Source organism: Streptomyces sp. PT12 (assembly GCF_003311645.1).
Taxonomy (GTDB): Bacteria; Actinomycetota; Actinomycetes; order Streptomycetales; family Streptomycetaceae; genus Streptomyces.
The window spans coordinates 18,708-35,707 of record NZ_QEST01000190.1; the positions used below are offsets into that span (position 1 = coordinate 18,708).

Genomic DNA, 17,000 nt, shown 5'->3' on the forward strand with positions numbered 1-17,000 from the left:
GGGCCTCCCTCCCGGTCGGTGCGGTGGTGGTCGGTCGACCGATCCCCGGTGTCAGTCGGTGAACGGTGTCAGTCGGTGAACGGTGTCAGTCGGTGAACGAGGTGACGGCGGCGTGCGCCAGGGCGATCAGGTCGTCGGCCAGGGCCACCGCGGTCGCCTCGTCGAACAGCTCGGTCCTGTACTCGACGGCCAGCTCGCCGTCGGCGACGCTCCAGTGCAGCTCGGGCGGCGGGCCCTTGGGCCTCTCCCCGGTGCCGCCGTGGTCCACGGTGATGTCGAACGCCGGTGGCCCGCCCGGGAGTCGCGCCGCGGGCGCGTCGGCGCGCAGCCGGGCGATCCGCTCGCTCAGGGCGGTGAGCGACGGCTCGTCGGCGACGTCGATCACCAGCGGCAGGGGCCCGCCGCGCTCCCCGACGAGGCCGAGCAGCAGCGCGTCGGCCTCGGCGCGGTCGGTCAGCAGGGTGGCGAGCGCGGCGAGCAGCCCGTCACGGCCGAGCGCCGCGGCCAGGTCCGCGGGGAAGGGAACGGTGTGCCGGGCCATCGCGCCCTCGCCGCCGCCCTGGGGGCGAGGGCGGTCGGTCGGCAGCGCGAACGGCCCGATGCCGCCCAGGAGTTCACGCCAGCGCGGGTCCGCGTCCCGGTGCCGCGCGGTGGGCCGCCCCGGCAGCGCGGAGAGCGGCGGGTCGGTCTCGCCCGTGGCCGCCCACAGCAGGTCGAGCAGCGAGTCCATCAGGGCCGCGATCGTGTCGCGCTCGAAGAGCTGCGTGCTGTACTCGACCACGACGTCGAGGTCGTCGGCGCCCGCGCGCTCCCCGACCACCACCGAGATGTCGAACTTGGCGGTCCCCGGCGGGAGTCCGGGGAAGAGCGGCCCGCCATCCTCGTCCACGGCCGGTCCGAACAGGCTCTCGCCGAACACGACGTGCGGCGGCAGCGTCTGGTGCACATACATGACGTCGAAGATCGGGTTGCGGCCGGGGTCGCGGCGCGGGGCGACCTCGCGCACCACCGCGTCGAAGGGGATCTCCTGGTTCTCCAGGCCCTCGATGACGACGGTGCGCACGCGCCGCAGCAGCTCGGCGAACGTCGGGTCGCCCGAGAGGTCGGAGCGCAGCGCGATCGTGTTGTTGAAGAAGCCGAGCAGGCCCCACAGTTCGGGCCTGGTGCGGCCGATGGTGGGGGTGCCGATCACGATGTCGTCCTGGCCCGACCAGCGGGAGAGCAGCGCGTTGAGCCCGGTGAGCAGCACCATGAAGAGGGTGGCGGACTCGCGCCCGCCCAACGCCCGCAGCCGGGTGACCAGTTCGGGCGGGATGGTCAGGCCGTACGCGGCGCCCGCGAAGTCCATGCGGGCGGCGCGCGGCCGGTCGGTGGGCAGTTCGAGGGCGGGCGGCTCGTTCAAGTGCTCGCTCCAGTAGCGGAGTTCGCCCTCAAGCAGCCCGTTGTCCATCAACTCGCGCTGCCACAGGGCGTAGTCGCGGTACTGGACGGGCAGCGGGTCGAAGCGGTGCACGCGGCCCTCGCGGCGCGCCGCGTAGAACTGCATCAGCTCACCCATCAGGATCTGCGGCGCCCAGCCGTCGTTCACCGCGTGGTGGGTCAGCCAGCAGAAGAGGTGGTCGTCGGGCGCGAGGCGGATCAGGGTGACGCGGACGAGCGGGTCGCGTTCGACGTGCAGGACGCGTTCGGACTCCACGCGGATGATCGCGCGCGCCGTGTGCTCGGCGTCCGGCTGCCCGGTCAGGTCCTCGTAGCGGAAGAAGTCGCCGAGCCTGGGCCTGATGACCAGCGTGGCCCTGCCGTCCACCGACACGAAGTTGGACCGCAGCGCCTCGTGGCGCTCGGCCAGGTCCTCCCAGGCGAGGCGCATCGCCTCGGGGTCGATGGGGCCCCGGTGGCGGGCGGCGCCAGGGAGGTTGTAGAGGGTGGTCGCGGGGTCCATCTGGTGGTGGAACCACATGCGTTCCTGGCCGTAGGAGAGCACCGGCTCGCCGCCGCGGCGGATGGGCGGCAGGGCGGCGTCGCCGGTCGCCTCGGGGGCCCGCGCGGGAGCCTCGGGGGCCTCGGCGGCCTCGGCGGCCTCGGGGGCCGTGCTCGCCGCGGCCGCGGGCAGCTTGGCCGAGATGGCGGCGGCCAGGTCGGCCACGACGGAGTGGTCGTAGATGTCCACCATGCGCAGGCTGACGCCATAGCGCTGCTCGACCCGCTCAAGGAGCAGCAGGGCGATGATCGAGTTGCCGTTGATGGCGAAGTAGTCGTCGTCGGGCGCCACGTCGTCGGCGTAGAGCAGCTCGGCGAGGGAGCGCCGCAGCCAGGGCAGCACGTCGTCGCCGCCGACCGGCCCGGGCTCGGGCTCGGGCTCGGGCTCGGGAGCCGACTCCGGTTCGGCGGCGGCGGGTTGACCGGGGGCCCGCTCAACGAGCGGCGGCGCGACGGGCGTTGCGGCGGGCGTTGCCGCGGGCGGGGCGGCGGGTGCCGCGGTCAGGATCTCGCCGTCGGGGCGGGCCCAGCAGCGCACGCCGCGGAACGGGTGCCCCGGCAGCGGAACGCGCCGCGCCACGGGCGTCAGCGCCTCCCAGTCGGGGTCGCACCCCAGCTCGTACAGCCGCGCCAGCACCCCGAGAACGCCGTCGGTGCCGGGGGCCGCGGTGAGCACCGTGGCGTCAGCGCGGCCCGCCACATGGTCGGCGAGCAGGTCGCTCAGCTCGCCACGGGCGCCGAGCTCCACGAACACCACGGGCCCCGCGGCCAGTTGCTCGTCGGCGGCGGCGCGCAGCCGCTCGGGCCTCGGTGGCGCCCCGGGTCCCGGCGCGGCGGCCAGCTCGGCGGTGTCACCGGCGGTCAGCGCGCCGTTGAGGTGGCGGACCGCGTAGCGGGAGAGGCCCGAGCTGATCAGCCCGTCCGCCGCGATCCCGGCGCGCCCGAGCGCGGCGTGCGCGGCCAGCTGCCCGCGCACCGCATCCGCGTGCGCATCCGGCATGGGGAGCGCCGCGGGCAGCGGCGCCAACGCCCCGAGGTCGGACGGGGGTTGGGCGTCCCCCGAGAGCAGGAACACCACCCGGGGCGCGGGCCCGGCGGCCCTGGGCGCCCCGTCGAGCCGCCGCCATGTGACCGCGGCGGCGAGGCCGACGGCGAGGTCACGCGTCCTGGTGGCCACCACGCCCACGCGGTGGGCGTGATGGTCGCGGCCCGCGTTGAGCGTCCAGGCCACATCGGCCAACGCCGGGCCGCCATCGCGGAGTTCGAGGGAAAGGCGCTCGCAGAGGGCGATCAGCTCCGCCTCGCCACGGGCGGAGACGCCGACCACCCGTGGCCGCCCGTCGGGCGGCGCGGCGGGCGCGGGCGGCGGCTCCTCGACGACCACATGCGCGTTGACGCCGCCGAGGCTGAACGAGCTGACCCCGGCCCGCCGCACGCCGTCGGGCCGCCAGGGCCTCAGCGCCGTGACCACGTCGAGCCGCGCCCCTTCCAGGTCCACCTCGGCGGCGGGCCGCCTGAAGTGCAGCGTCGGGTACAGCTCGCCGTGCCGCACGCTGAGGATCGTCTTGACCAGGCCAGCGATGCCCGCGGCGTGGTCGAGGTGGCCGACGTTGGTCTTCACCGAGCCGACGGAGAGGGGGCGCCGCTCCCCCGGGCGCGCCAGCGCAAGGCCCTCGACCTCGACGGCGTCGCCGAGCCTGGTGCCTGAGCCGTGCGCCTCCACATAGCCAGCGGTGGCGATGTCCAGGCCCGCGCGGTCCCAGGCGCGCCTGATGACATCGGCCTGGGCGCGGGCGCTGGGGGTCGCGATGGTGGCGGAGTGGCGGCCGTTGTGCACGGTGGCGCTGCCGCGCAGCACGGCGTGGATGAACGCGCCCTCGTCCAGGGCCCGTTCGAGGGTGGTGAGCAGCAGCACCGCGCCGCCCTCGCCGCCGCCCGCGCCGTCCGCGGCCTCGTCGAACGCGCGGGAGCGGGCGGTGGGCGAGGCGATGCCGGGGAAGTCGGCGACCGACGCGGCGGGAGCGATGACATGGCGCAGGCTGACGCCGCCGACCACGGCGTAGTCGGCGTCGCCGTCGCGCAGCTCGCGGCAGCCCTGGTGGACGGCGACGAGCGAGCCGTTGCAGCCGGTGTCCACGCCGTAGCAGGGCCCGGTCAGCCCGAAGAGGTGGGAGACGCGGGCGGGCAGGGCGAACGGGATGTTGCCCATCAGGCTCAGCGTGCCGGGCTCGGTGACCAGCGGCAGATAGCCGTTGCTCGGCGAGCTGAAGATCACCGCGGTCCTGCTGTCGCGCAGCGCCGACGGCGCGTGGCCCGCGTTCTCCAGGGCCTCCTGGGTGAGGTGCAGCGCGAGCCGGTGCTGCGGGTCGGTGACCTCGGCCTCGCGCCGTGAGAGGCCGAAGAACTCGTGGTCGAAGAGGTCGATGCGGTCGAGATAGCCCAACTCCGGGTAGGCGCCCGCGGGATCGAGCCCCGTCGACTCGACGCGCTCGGCGGGGATCGGCCGCACGGAGTCGCGGCCCGCGCGCAGGTTGGCGCGGAACGCGGCCAGGTCGGGGGCCTCGGGGAAGCGCGTGGCGATGCCGATGACCGCGACGGGGGCGGCCTGGCCTGGACCTGTCATGAGAGCACTCCGTTCATGCGGCGTTCACGCGGCGGCACGCCGTCACAGCTCGTAGGCGACCGGGGCGGGGCGCGCGGGCGTCGGCGGACCCTGCGGCCCCTGGCGTTCCCCTGGGCCCGGATCCGGTGGCCCCGCGGCGTCGGCGGGCTCGGGGCCCACGCGTTCCGTGATCGCGCCCGCCTGGGCCGCGACGGTGATGAGGTCGAACAGCTCGCCCGCGCGCACGACCCCCGGCCAGCGCTCGTCGAGGCGGCTGTAGAGGTCCACGATCTTGAGCGAATTGCCGCCCACGCCGAAGAAGTTGTCCTCAAGGCCCACGTCGCGGTGGCCGAGCACGTCGGCCCACATGTCCCACACGGCCCGCTGGTGGCCGCTCCAGCGCTCCTGGCCCGGCGGCCTCGCGCCGCCCGGGGGCTCGGCGGGGACGAGCGCGGCGAGCGCCGCGCGGTCCGCCTTCCCCATGGGGGAGAGCGGCATCCGCTCCATCGGGACAAACCTGCCCGGCAGCGCCTGCTCGACCAGAAAGCCCCGGCAGTGCCTGCGCAACTCCCGTGCGTCGGGCGGCACATGCCCCGCGGCCGCGGTGAGGAACGCGATCAGCCGCGGCGCCTCGCCGCCCGTGTCCGCCCGCACCACCACGGCCTGGTCGACCGCGGGGTGCGCCTCGATCGCGGCCTCGACCTCGCCCAACTCCACGCGCGCGCCCCGGATCTTGACCTGGTGGTCGGTGCGCCCGTGGTAGTGCAGCGCGCCGCGCTCGTCCCTGCGGGCGAGGTCGCCCGTGCGGTAGAGGCGGGCCCCCGGCGGCCCGAACGGGTCGGCGACAAAGCGCTCGGCGGTGCGGCCAGGGGCGCGGGCGTAGCCGATGGCGACATACGCGCCGCCGATGTACAGCTCGCCCGTGGCGCCATCGGGCACAGGGCGCAGCCGCTCGTCCAGCACATGGGCGGTGGCGCCAGGCCAGGGGCGGCCGATGGGGATCCGTTCGGCTGCGGGGTCGGGGTCGGCCTCCACGACGCACGAGACGACGGTCTCGGTCGGCCCGTACTCGTTGGCCAGCCGCGCGCCCGGGAGGCGTTCGCGGTGGGTGCGCACCAGCTCGGGCGTGCACACCTCGCCCGCGACGACCACCAGCCTGAGGCTGTCGGGGAGTTGGCCGGGCTCGGCGAGCAACCTCCGGTAGTAGGAGGGCACGACGACGAGGTGCGTCGCGTGATGCGCGCGGGCCAGCGCCGCCAACTCGGGTGCCAGGCGCAGCTGCCGGGCGGTCGGCAGCAGCAGCGTGTGGCCGCCGCCGAACGCCCAGAACATCCCGGCGAGCATGCCGTCGAACGACAGCCGCATCGCCATCAGGAACAGCGAGGGCTCGCTCCCGTACACCGCGCCGCGCGGGGCGACGGAATCGGCGAGCTGGCCCCGGCTGACCAGGACGCCCTTGGGGACGCCGGTCGATCCCGAGGTGTAGATGAGATAGGCGGGGGCGCTCTCGGGCACGTCGGCCGGTGGCCCGGCCTGGGCGCCCGCGGCGGCCAGGGCGGCGATGTCCAGGTCATCGGCGGCGAGCACGGGCGGCGCGTCCCGCAGTGCCGTGACGTCCCGGTCGTCGCGGGTGGCGAGCACGACGGCGCAGTCGGTGTCGTTGAGCAGGGCGCGCAGCCGGGTGGGCGGCAGGTCGGGTTCGAGGGCCGCCCAGGCGGCGCCGACGCGGAGGGCGGCGAGGACGGCGACGACGGCGAGCGCGCTCTGTTCGAGGCGGACGCACACGCTGCTGCCGGGGCGCGTTCCGTTGCGGCGCAGCAGCGTGGCGAGCCCGGCCGACGCGTCGTCGAGCGCGCGGTAGCTCAGCGACGTGTCGCCGATGATGAGCGCGGTGGCGTGCGGGGTACGGGCGGCCTGGGCGCGGAAGGCGGCCAGGAGGGGCAACGACCTCGGGTGCGTCACGGCGCGGCCTCCTCAGGCGTCCCTGATCAACAGGCGTGCGGGCCCGGCGAGTTCGGGCAGGGGATGGTCATCGGGGACCGCGAGCACCAGCGGGGCGCCGTCCGCCGTCGGCTCGCCGGTCGGCGTGAACCCGGCGAAGCGCAGGGTGACCAGCATGGTGCGGTTGACGGGGGTGGGCAGGAAGTGGGCGACGGCCCTGCGGCCCCCCGCGCGCGCCTGTCTGACGAGATGGGCGAGCAGCAGGCCGCCGACGCCGCGCGACGCGACCCGGCAGGACATCAGCAGCAGCCGTAACACCGCGTCGTCGGGCGTGAGTTCGGTGACGGCCAGGCCGATGATCCCGTAGTCGCCGAAGCGGTCGGTGAGCCTGGCCAGCCTGACCTCGTGGTCGGGCGACGCGGCGAGCTTGCGCAGCTCGTCCTCGTCATAGGTGAGCCCGGTGCTGTTGAGCTGATGGGTGCGCACGGTCAGCTCGCTCGCCCTGGCCAGGTCGGCCTCGGTGGCGGGGGCGACCTCCATCACCAGGTCGAGCGACGCGAGGAACGTCCGCCGGTCGCCGCCCGACTCCTCCTCGGCCCTGCGCCGCCGCCACTCGGTCCGGTAGAGCTGGCGGCGCCCCGCGGCCTCGGCGGTCACGTGCGCGGGCTTGAACTCGGGGCGTTCGGGCAGGTCGGCCGCCACGTGGGCCGGGTAGCAGCGGACCGCGGGCAGCGCGGCGGCGACCTCGGCGCGCTCGGCCGGGTCGTTGTCGATGAACGCGATGGTGTCGAGGCCGATGCTGAGCGCGTCGGCGATGCGGGAGATCGCCGCCGACTTGGCGCCCCAGCCGATCCGCGCGGCGCAGAACCACTCTTCGAGGCCATGCGCCTGAAGGTGCGCGGTGGCCACGTCGTGGTCGCCGCGGCTGACGACGGCGTGCAGGATGCCGCGCTCGTCCAACGCCCGCAGGACGCCCGGGACGTGGGGGAACGGCACGGGGTCGTCGCCCTCGAGCACCACGCCGTCCCACACGGTGTCGTCCAGGTCCCAGACCAGGCACTTGACGGTCGGCGCGCCCTCCCCCGCCATCAGGCACCCGCCCCGAAGCGGCGCATCACGTGGGCTGCTATGTGGAGTTCGGACACTTGCTGCGCTCCTTCGATGATCTCCATGATCTTGGCGTCACGGTAATGCCGGCCGACGCGGCTGTCGGACGCGCACCCCGCGGCGCCGAGGATCTGCACGGCATCGCGCCCGGCCCGCGCGGCGGCGTCCGCGGCCGCGTACTTGGCGACGATCGTCTCGGTGACCCCGCGCCCAGGGCCCCCGGCCCTCGACCTGGCGGCGCGCGCGGCGAGTTCGCGGGCCGCCGCGGCGTCGACCGCGATGCGGGCGAGCAGCGCCCCGACCGCCTGGTGCCCGCCGAGCGGCACGCCGCCCTGGAGGCGCGTGGCGGCGTGGGCCGCGGCGTCGGCGACGCACGCCTCGGCCATGCCGACGCAGCCCCACGCCACCGTGAACCTGCCGTGGTCGAGCGCGGTCGCGGCGACATGGGAGAGCCCGGCGCCCGGCGGCGCGACGCGGTGGTCGGCTGGCACCCTGACGCGGTCGAGGGCGACATGGGCGATCCCGGCCGCGCGCATGCCCAGCTGGCCGCGCACCGGCTCGCGGGTCACGCCGGGCCTGTCCGTCTCGACCAGCACGGCGGCGGGCTTGCCCCCGGTGCGCCCGAGCACTAGCAGAACGTCCGCGTCCTGCCCGAAGGTGACCCACTTCTTGCGGCCCGTCACGGTGAGCACGGCGCCGCCCGCGGTCTCCTCGACCGCGGTCTCCACCTCGCCGAGCGCGCTGCCCGCCCCCTCCTCGGTGGCCGCGAACCCGGCCGTGAGCGTTCCATCGGCCAACGCGGGCAGCCAGTGGGCGCGTTGGCCCCGTGTGCCCCAGCGCGCCAGCGCCGCGGCGACCATCGACTGGACGGTGAGAAGCCCGCGCAGCGCGCTGCACACCCCGCCGAGGTGGGCGGCGGCCTCGCCCAGCTCGGCGGGGGTCAGGCCCGCGCCGCCGTACGCGGGGGGCAGATCGGCGGCGAGCAGCCCGGAGGCGGCCAGGTCGCGGCGCACGCCCTTGGGCACGCGCCCCTCCCTGTCCCAGTCGGCGGCGGCGTCGCGCGACGCGGCGGCGAACCCGGCCGCGGCGGCGACCAGCCGCGTCCCCGCGGTCTCAGTGGTCGCCGGCATGGGTCCGCTGTGCCGCGTCGGCGCCCGTCTTGCGGCGGACGAACTCGGTGAGCCGGTGCGCGGTGCGGAAGCTGTCGAGGTCCAGGTCCTCGACCTCCACGGTGAGGGCGAAGCGCTGCTCGACATAGGTGACCAGCTCAAGGGCGAACAGCGAGTCGACCAGGCCGAGTTCGAAGTAGTCGTCGTCGGGCCCGATCGGCCGGCGCAGCGCGTCGGTCAGGAACGCGGTGATCTCGTCGGTGATCGCGTCGGTGATCGCGTCGGCGGTCGGCTCGGTGTCGTGGCTCATGCGGTGCCTTTCTGGCTCGGCCCGCGCCCCCGCGGGCCCATCTCGACCAGCAGCACGCTCCAGGCCGCCACCGGGCTGACGTTGACGAGGACCACCAGGTCGCCTTCGGCGAGGTCACGGCGGTCCACGGCGGTCCACAGGTTCAGGAAGATGTCGTTGGGGCCCAGGTGGCCGTAGCCGCGAAGGTTCTCCCGGCACGAGGGCAGCAGCTTGACGTCCAGGGTCTCCTCGGTGAACGCCAGGCCGCCCGCCGAGAGGTTCTGGCTGGCCCAGCCCGCGATGTCGCCGCGCGTGCGGCCGTTGCGCGCCAGCAGCTCGTCCACCAGCGCGGCCAGGCGGCGCCTTGTCTCCATGGCGAGCCGGAACGAGTAGCCGGGCAGGTCACGGCACTCCTCCCGCCAGGTGGCGGTGGGCCGGTCGCGGTAGTCGAGGGAGAACAGGTCCCAGTAGGCGCCGTTGGTCCGCTGCACCAGGTCCACCACCCGTGCCGGGGCCGGGACGTCGCCGGGGCGGGAGAGCAGGAGCGCCTGGCCGCTGTCGCCGTTGACGGTGACCGGGTGCCGGTAGCGCCCCTGGCCCGCGGGCTTGCTGCCGTGCACGACGAGCGCGTGGCGCAGCCCCGGATCGGCGGCCAGCAGGCCGCGCGCGGCGAGCAGGGCGGGGGCGATCGAGACGCAGCCGAGGCCGCCGACGGTGAACGTGGTGGCCTCGGTCGCGCCGAGCGCGTGCTGGAGGCGGGTGGCGTCCGAGCTGATCAGCGTCTCGGGCGCGCGCGGCTCGACCACGATCAGCGCGCCGATGTCGCCCGCCGCGATCCCGGACTCGGCGAGCACCGTGCGGGCGGCGCGTTCGGCGAGGTCGCCCGCGGTCAGCCCGTCGTCGGCGAGCACGGTGTCGATGCCGAGGTTGAGGCACGTGCGGCGGTCCGCCTCGGGCAGCTCGGCCAGCTCGGGGAGTGCGGCGACGGGGCGCGCGCTCTCCGGCAGGTGCCAGCCCGCGGCGTCGACCGCGATCGGTGTCGCGGCGCGGAACGTGGTCTCGGCGTTCACAAGCGCTCCCCACCCGTTCAAGTCTCGGACACGGGAACACTACCGCTTTTATAGAAGATACGTAAGTACGTAATTTAGGATGGGGGGTGGCCTCGGGTCTGGAATGCTGGGGCCCCACGACCCGGCTCGCCCCCCCACGGAAGGCCCTCATCGTGCAGATCGTCTGGAAGCGCAACGGCCTGGTGCTGGCCGCTGGCGCCGTGTGCATCGTCGTCAACGGCCGGGGCATCGGGCCGCTGTGGCTCACCGGCGTGGGCCTGCTGCTCGTCGGGCTCGTGATGCGCAGGCTGATGACCCTCGCGCAGCGCCCCCCCGCCGAGGGCGAGGCGCCGCCGCTGGCCCTCGATGTGCCGGTCAGCGGACGCTGGATGGCGCGCAACGGCCCCGCCACCAAGGTGCCGAGCCACACCCACAACCTCGCCCAGACCTATGCCATCGACCTGGCCAGGCGCCCGGCGCCCGAGCCCGTGTGGCTGTGGCCCCTGACGCGGCGGCCCGAGTCCTACCCGTCCTTCGGCGAGCCACTGACGGCCCCCGCGGACGGCACGGTGGTGGCCGCGGTCGACACGCAGCGGGACCATCTGACCAGGACCTCCCTCGCCGGACTGCTCTATGTGCTCGGGGAAGCCTTCGTGCGCTCGCTCGGCGCCCCCCGTCATCTGCTTGGCAACCACCTGGTTCTCGACCTGGGTGACGGCGCCTATGCCGTCTTCGCGCATCTGCGCCGCCGCTCGATCGCGGTGGCCGTGGGCGACCGGGTGACGGCGGGGCAGCCGCTGGCCGAGTGCGGCAACTCGGGGAACTCGTCCGAGCCGCACCTGCACTTCCAGCTCATGGACGGCCCCGATGTCACCTCGGCGCGCGGCCGGCGCTTCAGCTGGCGTTACCAGGACGACGAGGGCCGGGAGCACCGCGGCGTCCCCGAGGACAACACGTGCTTCGTCCCGGCTCGCGACGCCGCGGGCGACCGCCCCTGAGGACCCGCCGCCCCTCGCCCGCTCAACGCGCCCCGTGGCCCGGCTCCAGCAGGAACCGCACCGCGCTGACCCGGCCGTCGGGCGCGAACGCGCCGAAGGCGAACACCCCTTGGCGCCGCGCCGCGTTCCCGCCGCGGCTCGTGGTGTAGCGGGCGGCGAAGCGGTTGCCCTCGCGCAGCGTCTCGTGTACCTCGACGGGGTAGGTGTGGCCGCGCCCGCGCGCGTTCTCAAGGGACTTCAGGACGCCGGAGCGCTGCATCGTCCGCCCCCCGACGTGGTGCACCGCGTCGAACGTGTGGAAGCGGTCGTGTGCCTCGGCCACCGGCACATCGGGGTCGTACCCCGCGGCGTAGTAGGCGCGCAGATAGTGCGCCGGGTCCTGGGCCGGGGTCGGCTCGACGCCGGGGGCGGGCGGCGGCGCGGGGGCGCTGCCCGGCTCGGCGCGGAACCCGCTGTCGGCGGGGCGGCTCGCGTCGGCGCTCTCCCAGCCGGGGCGGCTCGCGGAGAACGCCGACGAGCGGGCCACGCGCCCGTCGTCGGCCATCTCGGCGAACGTCGCCACCTCGGTCGCCGTGGTGACCCGCCAGATCATCGGCGTGCTGAGGGTGTAACGGGCGGCGGCCCTGCGCCCCTCCACGACCACCTCGTGGAGGTGCAGCTCGAACGGCGCGCCCAGCTTGCGCCGCGAGGCGAGGCCCTTGAGCGTCTTGGCCCGGTCGAACTCCCTGCCGTTGACCTCGTGGGCGCCGTCGGGCACGTGATAGCGGTCCCAGACCTCATCGACCGGCTCTGAGCCGTCGACGACATCGGCGTTGTAGGCGCGGAGGTAACCGGCGAAGTCCTCCGCGGCGGTGGGGCGGTGAGTGGTGCTCAAGGTGCTCTCCCGGATGTCTCGGTGGGGGTGACGCCACCCTTCGGACCCAGGGGCGGCGGGGTCGTGATGCCGAACTCCCTGCGGAGGGCTGCCTGGGCGGCGAAGTAGCCGCACATGCCGTGCACGCTGGGGCCTGGCGGTGTGGAGGCGGAGCAGAGGTACACCCCGGGCAGCGGAGTGCGGTACGGGTTCCAGGTGGGGGTGGGCCGAAACACCGACTGGGTGAGCGTGATGGCACCCGCGCCGATGTCTCCCCCAGGGTAGTTGGGGTTGTACGACTCATACGCGGCCGCCGGCACCCCGCGCGCCGCGACCACCGTGTCGGCGAACCCCGGCGCGTACCGCTCGATGCGGCGGGTCACCAGCGGAACGGGGTCGCGCGCGTCGCCGTTCGGCACATGCGCGTACGCCCACACCGGGCGCCGCCCTCCCACGGCGCGCCCCGGGTCGGTGACGGCCGGGTCGACCAGCAGCACGAACGGCTCGTCGGTCGGCTCGCCGCGCACGGCGGCGCGCTCGGCCGCCAGCGTCTCGGCCCGGGTGCCGCCCAGGTGCACCGTTCCGGCGCGGCCCACGTCGGGATCGGCCCAGGGGATGGGCCCCTCGACCAGGAAGTCGGCCTTGGCCGCGCCAGGCCCGTAGCGGAAGCGGGCCAGCGCCCTGCGGTAGCGCGGTGGCAGCCGGTGGCCCGCGAGCGCGAGCAGGCCGCGCGGCGTGGTGTCGAGCAGCACGACCCGGGCGTCCAACTCCGCGAGGTCCGCAACCCGTTGGCCGGTGACCACCGACCCGCCGTGCGCCCGCAGGTCCGCCACAAGGGCCTCGGCGATGCGGACGCTGCCGCCCTCGGGCAGCGGCCAGCCGCCGGCGTGCGCCAGATGCCCGAGCAGCAGCGCGATGGCGCCCGACGGCACGCCGGGCAGCCGCCCCACCGAGTGCGCCGCGACCCCGGTGAGCAGCGCGCGGGCCTCCTCGGTGCGCAGGCCGTCGGCGCGCAGCAGATGGCTCAGCATGCGCGGGGCGAGCAGCGGCGGAACGGCGAGGTCGCGCGGCAGCGAACGCTGGCCCGACAGCAGGAAGTCGGCCACCCCGGCGCTGTGCCGCACCAGGGGCGCCATCAGCCGCCGCCAGCGCCGCCCGTCCCGGCCCAGCCGCTCCGCGGTCGCGTCGAGGTCGCGGTAGGCGAGCGCGGCGGGCCGCCCTTCGATCGGGTGACCGTAGGCCACGGGCGGCTGGAGCAGCCGCACGCCGCGCGCCGCGAGGTCGAACTCCCTGAAGAACGCCGACGCCGCCGCCATCGGGTGGACGGCGGCGCACACGTCGTGCCACACACGGGAGTCGAACAGCGCCTCGCCGCGCAGGCCACCACCGAAGGCGGCGGCCTGCTCGTGGACGCGCACGATCAGCCCGGCGCGCGCCATGGTGACGGCGGCGGCGAGCCCGTTGGGGCCGCTGCCGACGACGGCGACATCGGCGCGCGTCATCAGGGCTTTCCTTCGTGGATGCCCCGGTTTTCGGGCCGGGGAGGGGACGAGGCTCCTGCGGAGCAGGGCAGGGAATGCCGGTTCGCCGTCAGGGCGGACCGGCGTGCGCGGTCCACCGGCCGACCGCCGCCGCTCACGCGGGAGCTGATGGGTTGTGAGGTGTGGCGCGGCAGGTCAAGCGGGCGTTCAGGTACCGCTTTTACCCTGCGGACGGGCAGGCGGCTGAGCTGTCGCGGGCGTTCGGCTGTGTCCGTCTGGTGTACAACAAGGCGCTTGAGGAGCGCACCCGGGCCTGGTACGGCGAGCAGCGCCGGATCTCCAACCCCCGGCACGAGCGGCGTGACCGGGCTCGCCTGGCGCGCGCGCAACGGGAGCTGTCCCGCAAGGCGAAGGGCTCGGCCAACCGTGAGAAGGCCCGCCGCAAGGTCGCCCGGGTCCACGCCCGGATCGCCGACCGGCGCCGGGACTTCCTCCACCAGCTGTCGACTCGACTCGTCCGTGAGAACCAAGTGGTCGTGATCGAGGACCTCTCCGTCCGCAACCTGCTCAAGAACGGGCGCCTCGCGCGCGCCATCTCGGACGCGTCCTGGACGGAACTCCGCTCCATGCTGGAGTACAAATGCGCCTGGTACGGGCGCGAACTCGTGGTGATCGACCGCTTCTTCCCCAGCTCCAAGCTGTGCGGAGCCTGCGGCACGGTCGCGGCGAAGATGCCGTTGAACGTCCGGACGTGGACGTGCGAGTGCGGCACTACACATGACCGTGATGTGAACGCGGCACGCAACGTCCTGACCGCCGGGCTGGCGGCAGCAGCCTGTGGAGACGGTGTAAGATCTCAACGGGAGTCCTCCCGAACACGGCAGTCGTCGATGAAGCAGGAACCCCAGCGGGCGACCGCTGGAACCCCCCGCCTTCAGGCGGGGGAGGAAGTCAAGCCAGCGCGTCCTCGGCGCTGAACTGCTGGCTGGCGAGCCTCCGGTACACCTCGTCGGACCCGATCAGCTCCTGGTGGGTGCCGATCGCGCGCACGCGCCCCTCCTCCAGCACGATGATCCGGTCGGCCTGCCGGATCGTCGACAGGCGGTGCGCGATGGCCAGCACGGCGCACTCGTTGGCCGCCTCGGCCATCGCGTCGCGCAGCGCGGCCTCGGTGTCGCTGTCGAGGTGCGCGGTCACCTCGTCGAGCAGGATCACCTCGGGGCGTTGCAGCAGCGTGCGGGCGATGGCGAGCCGCTGCCGCTGGCCGCCGGAGAGACCGGCGCCGCGCTCGCCCAGCTCGGTGTCGAGCCCTTCGGGCAGCTCGGCGACGAACTCGTCCAGGCTGGCCAGGCGCAGCGCGCGGGCGATGTCGGCGGCGTCGGCGCCGGGGTTGGCATAGGTGAGGTTCTGCCCGATGGTGCCGCGCAGCAGCGGCGCGTCCTGCTCGACATAGCCGACCAGCGAACGCAGCCTGGCCAGCGGAAGCTCGGCGATGTCCTGGCCCGCGACCCGCACCGTTCCGGCGTCGGGCCGCTGGAAGCGCTCGATGAGCTGGAACGTCGTCGTCTTCCCCGCGCCCGACGGCCCGACGATCGCGGTCAGCCCGCGGCGCGGCAGCGAGAAGGAGACGTCGCGCAGCACGGGCGCGTCGCCGTGGTAGGAGAACGAGACGCCGTCGAACGCAACCGCGGGCGCCGTCTCGTCCGGCTCGCCCTGGGCCTGGGCCTTGACCTTGACCTGGACCTGGGCCTTGACCTGGGCCTTGGCCTTCGGGCCGTGCGAGCCCTCGCTCTCCTCGCTCTCCTCGCTCTCCTCCTGCGGGATCGTGCCAAGCTCGGTCACGCGCTGGATCGCGGCGCGGCCCTGCTGGATCTGGCCGATCGACATAAAGAGCATCACCAGCGGCGACACCAGGTAGAAGAGGTACATCACGAACGACGTCAGGTCGGCGGGCGAGAGCGACCCGGTGGCGACGCGGGCCATGCCCCAGGAGATGACAACGGCGAGCGAGAGCTGGGTGCCGACGTTCATCGCGGGCGTCAGCAGGGAGTTGAACGCCGTGACCCTGATACCGCTCCGCCTGGCGCGGTCGGCGAGGCGGGCCAGCTCCTCGGTCTCCCGCTCCTCGGCGCGCGACGCCTTGACGGTGGTGATCGCGCCGAGCACGCGCTGCAAGCCCGAGCCGTACGCGCCGACGTTCTCCCGGTTGCGCAGGGCGGCGATGCGCACCTGGCGGGCGAGGAGCAGCGCGGCGCCGCTGGCGAGGCCGAGGCAGCCGAGCGTGGTGAGCAGCAGCTTCCAGTCCAGCCGTGCCATCAGCACGACGCTGCCGATCAGCATGAACACCGACGTGACGACCTGGGCGAGCGCCTGCGCAATGACCAGGCAGGCAATCGAGGTGTCGGAGATGGTGCGCGCGAAGACGTCGCCGTGCTCGAGGCGCGAGAAGTGCGGGATCTGGCTGCGCAGCAGGCGCCCGCCCAGGATCCTGCGGGTGTCGAAGACGATGTTCTCGCCCGCGCGCCCGATGGCGTAGGCGTGCCCGGCGTTGAGCGCGGCGTCGGCGACGAAGAACAGCGCGATCAGCGTGATGGGCCAGGCGATCGCCTCATCCAGCGCCACGGCCTCGATCAGCCGCCCCAGCATCCAGGGCTGGGCGAGCGTGGCGGCCGCGCCGACCAGGCCCATGCCGATCCCGGCGATCAGCAGGGCCCGGTGGCGCGCGACGATCTCCCGCATGTTCATGGAGGTGCTCACCGGGGCGTTCATGCGGGCTTCGTGTAGGAGGTGATGAACAGGCCGGCGGCGGGAACGTAGTCGGTCCCCTGCCAGTCGCTGTACCGGCCCTCGGGGACGAGCCCGGCGTCCCTCGCGTAGCCGTCCACCTCGTCGGGCGTGAGCAGGCGCACCGTCTCGGTGCCGATGCGGTGGGTGCCGTCCGCCTCGAACCAGACCGTGGAGACGTGCCAGATCTGGTTCTCCATCAGCAGCGTGGCGTGCATCTGGATGCCGGTGTTGGGCTCGGGGTAGGGCACGAACAGCGTGGTGCGCGTCAGGCCCTCGTGCTGCGCGACGATGCCGGGCCTGTTGTGCGTCTCGACCACCAACCGGCCACCGGGGGCCAGGTGTTCGGCGGCGCGGGCGATGGCCTGGCCCTGCCCCTCGGGGTCGAGGAGCAGGGCGAGCGTCGAGCAGACGCAGTAGACCAGGCCGTAGGTGCGGCCGTCGCGGTAGGTCCTGATGTCGCCGAGCTCGGCGGCGACATCGCCGTCCCCCGCCCTCTTCTCCGCGGCCTTCTTCTCCAGGGCCGCCAGCATCTCCTGCGAGGAGTCCACACCGGTGATCGGGCCGACGCGGCGCGACAACGGCAATGCGATCCGGCCGGTCCCCACGCCGAACTCCAGCGTGCCCGCGGCCGGATCGGGGTGGAACCCGGCCAGCCCTTCGACCGCGGCGCGCGTGGCCGCGTCATCCTGGAAGATGCGGTCGTACCAGCCCTCGAACTGTTTGCCGTAGCCAATGTCCGCGATCGTCATGGCTTCTCCGTTCCTTCGTTGGTGAAACGCCCGCGGTGGGAGCCCGCGACCTTTG

Annotated in this window: 12 protein-coding genes; 2 read left to right on the forward strand and 10 right to left on the reverse strand. The window is 74.4% G+C overall.

What is annotated here, in order from left to right; translation table 11 throughout:
* Positions 1-85: 85 nt before the first annotated feature.
* The 6 genes from DEH69_RS22615 to DEH69_RS22640 are packed head-to-tail and all read right to left on the reverse strand — an operon-like array spanning position 86 to position 10,098.
* The gene (locus DEH69_RS22615; RefSeq protein WP_113688844.1) at positions 86-4,603 is read right to left on the reverse strand and encodes a condensation domain-containing protein; all 4,518 of its coding nucleotides are present in this window, start codon (positions 4,601-4,603) and stop codon (positions 86-88) included.
* A 42-nt stretch (positions 4,604-4,645) separates the two neighbouring features.
* Positions 4,646-6,544 (reverse strand): non-ribosomal peptide synthetase, encoded by a 1,899-nt coding sequence (locus tag DEH69_RS22620; RefSeq protein WP_113688845.1) that lies wholly within the window; start codon positions 6,542-6,544, stop codon positions 4,646-4,648.
* Between the two features lie 12 nt (positions 6,545-6,556).
* Positions 6,557-7,612, reverse strand: a complete 1,056-nt coding sequence (locus tag DEH69_RS22625; protein WP_113688846.1) for an HAD family hydrolase — start codon at positions 7,610-7,612, stop codon at positions 6,557-6,559.
* Positions 7,612-8,760 (reverse strand): acyl-CoA dehydrogenase family protein, encoded by a 1,149-nt coding sequence (locus DEH69_RS22630; RefSeq protein WP_113688847.1) that lies wholly within the window; start codon positions 8,758-8,760, stop codon positions 7,612-7,614. The genes DEH69_RS22625 and DEH69_RS22630 overlap by 1 nt, the downstream gene beginning before the upstream one ends.
* Positions 8,744-9,049, reverse strand: a complete 306-nt coding sequence (locus DEH69_RS22635; RefSeq protein WP_113688848.1) for an acyl carrier protein — start codon at positions 9,047-9,049, stop codon at positions 8,744-8,746. The genes DEH69_RS22630 and DEH69_RS22635 overlap by 17 nt, the downstream gene beginning before the upstream one ends.
* Positions 9,046-10,098: a 3-oxoacyl-ACP synthase gene (locus DEH69_RS22640; protein WP_258534884.1), complete on the reverse strand. Its 1,053-nt coding sequence runs from the start codon at positions 10,096-10,098 to the stop codon at positions 9,046-9,048. Before DEH69_RS22640 ends, DEH69_RS22635 begins: the two co-directional genes overlap by 4 nt.
* A gap of 149 nt (positions 10,099-10,247) precedes the next feature.
* Between DEH69_RS22640 and DEH69_RS22645 the strand changes: the two genes are divergently transcribed.
* The gene (locus DEH69_RS22645; protein ID WP_113688869.1) at positions 10,248-11,075 is read left to right on the forward strand and encodes a M23 family metallopeptidase; all 828 of its coding nucleotides are present in this window, start codon (positions 10,248-10,250) and stop codon (positions 11,073-11,075) included.
* Between the two features lie 22 nt (positions 11,076-11,097).
* On the opposite strand, the gene DEH69_RS22650 is transcribed toward DEH69_RS22645, so the two are convergent.
* Both DEH69_RS22650 and DEH69_RS22655 read right to left on the reverse strand, forming a co-directional pair.
* Positions 11,098-11,949 (reverse strand): nuclear transport factor 2 family protein, encoded by an 852-nt coding sequence (locus DEH69_RS22650; protein WP_113688849.1) that lies wholly within the window; start codon positions 11,947-11,949, stop codon positions 11,098-11,100.
* Positions 11,946-13,430: an NAD(P)/FAD-dependent oxidoreductase gene (locus DEH69_RS22655; protein ID WP_113688850.1), complete on the reverse strand. Its 1,485-nt coding sequence runs from the start codon at positions 13,428-13,430 to the stop codon at positions 11,946-11,948. Before DEH69_RS22655 ends, DEH69_RS22650 begins: the two co-directional genes overlap by 4 nt.
* A gap of 161 nt (positions 13,431-13,591) precedes the next feature.
* Here DEH69_RS22655 and DEH69_RS22660 point away from each other — a divergent pair, with 161 nt between their 5' ends.
* Complete coding sequence (locus DEH69_RS22660) at positions 13,592-14,386, forward strand: RNA-guided endonuclease TnpB family protein (RefSeq protein WP_113688851.1); 795 nt, start codon at positions 13,592-13,594, stop codon at positions 14,384-14,386.
* Here DEH69_RS22660 and DEH69_RS22665 read toward each other — a convergent pair.
* Entirely contained in the window at positions 14,361-16,178 is a 1,818-nt protein-coding gene (locus DEH69_RS22665) for an ABC transporter ATP-binding protein (RefSeq protein ID WP_258534885.1), read from the reverse strand. The two genes, DEH69_RS22660 and DEH69_RS22665, sit on opposite strands and share 26 nt — an antisense overlap.
* On the reverse strand, positions 16,175-16,945 hold the full coding sequence (locus DEH69_RS22670) for a class I SAM-dependent methyltransferase (protein ID WP_113688852.1): 771 nt from the start codon (positions 16,943-16,945) through the stop codon (positions 16,175-16,177). The genes DEH69_RS22665 and DEH69_RS22670 overlap by 4 nt, the downstream gene beginning before the upstream one ends.
* Positions 16,946-17,000 lie beyond the last annotated feature (55 nt).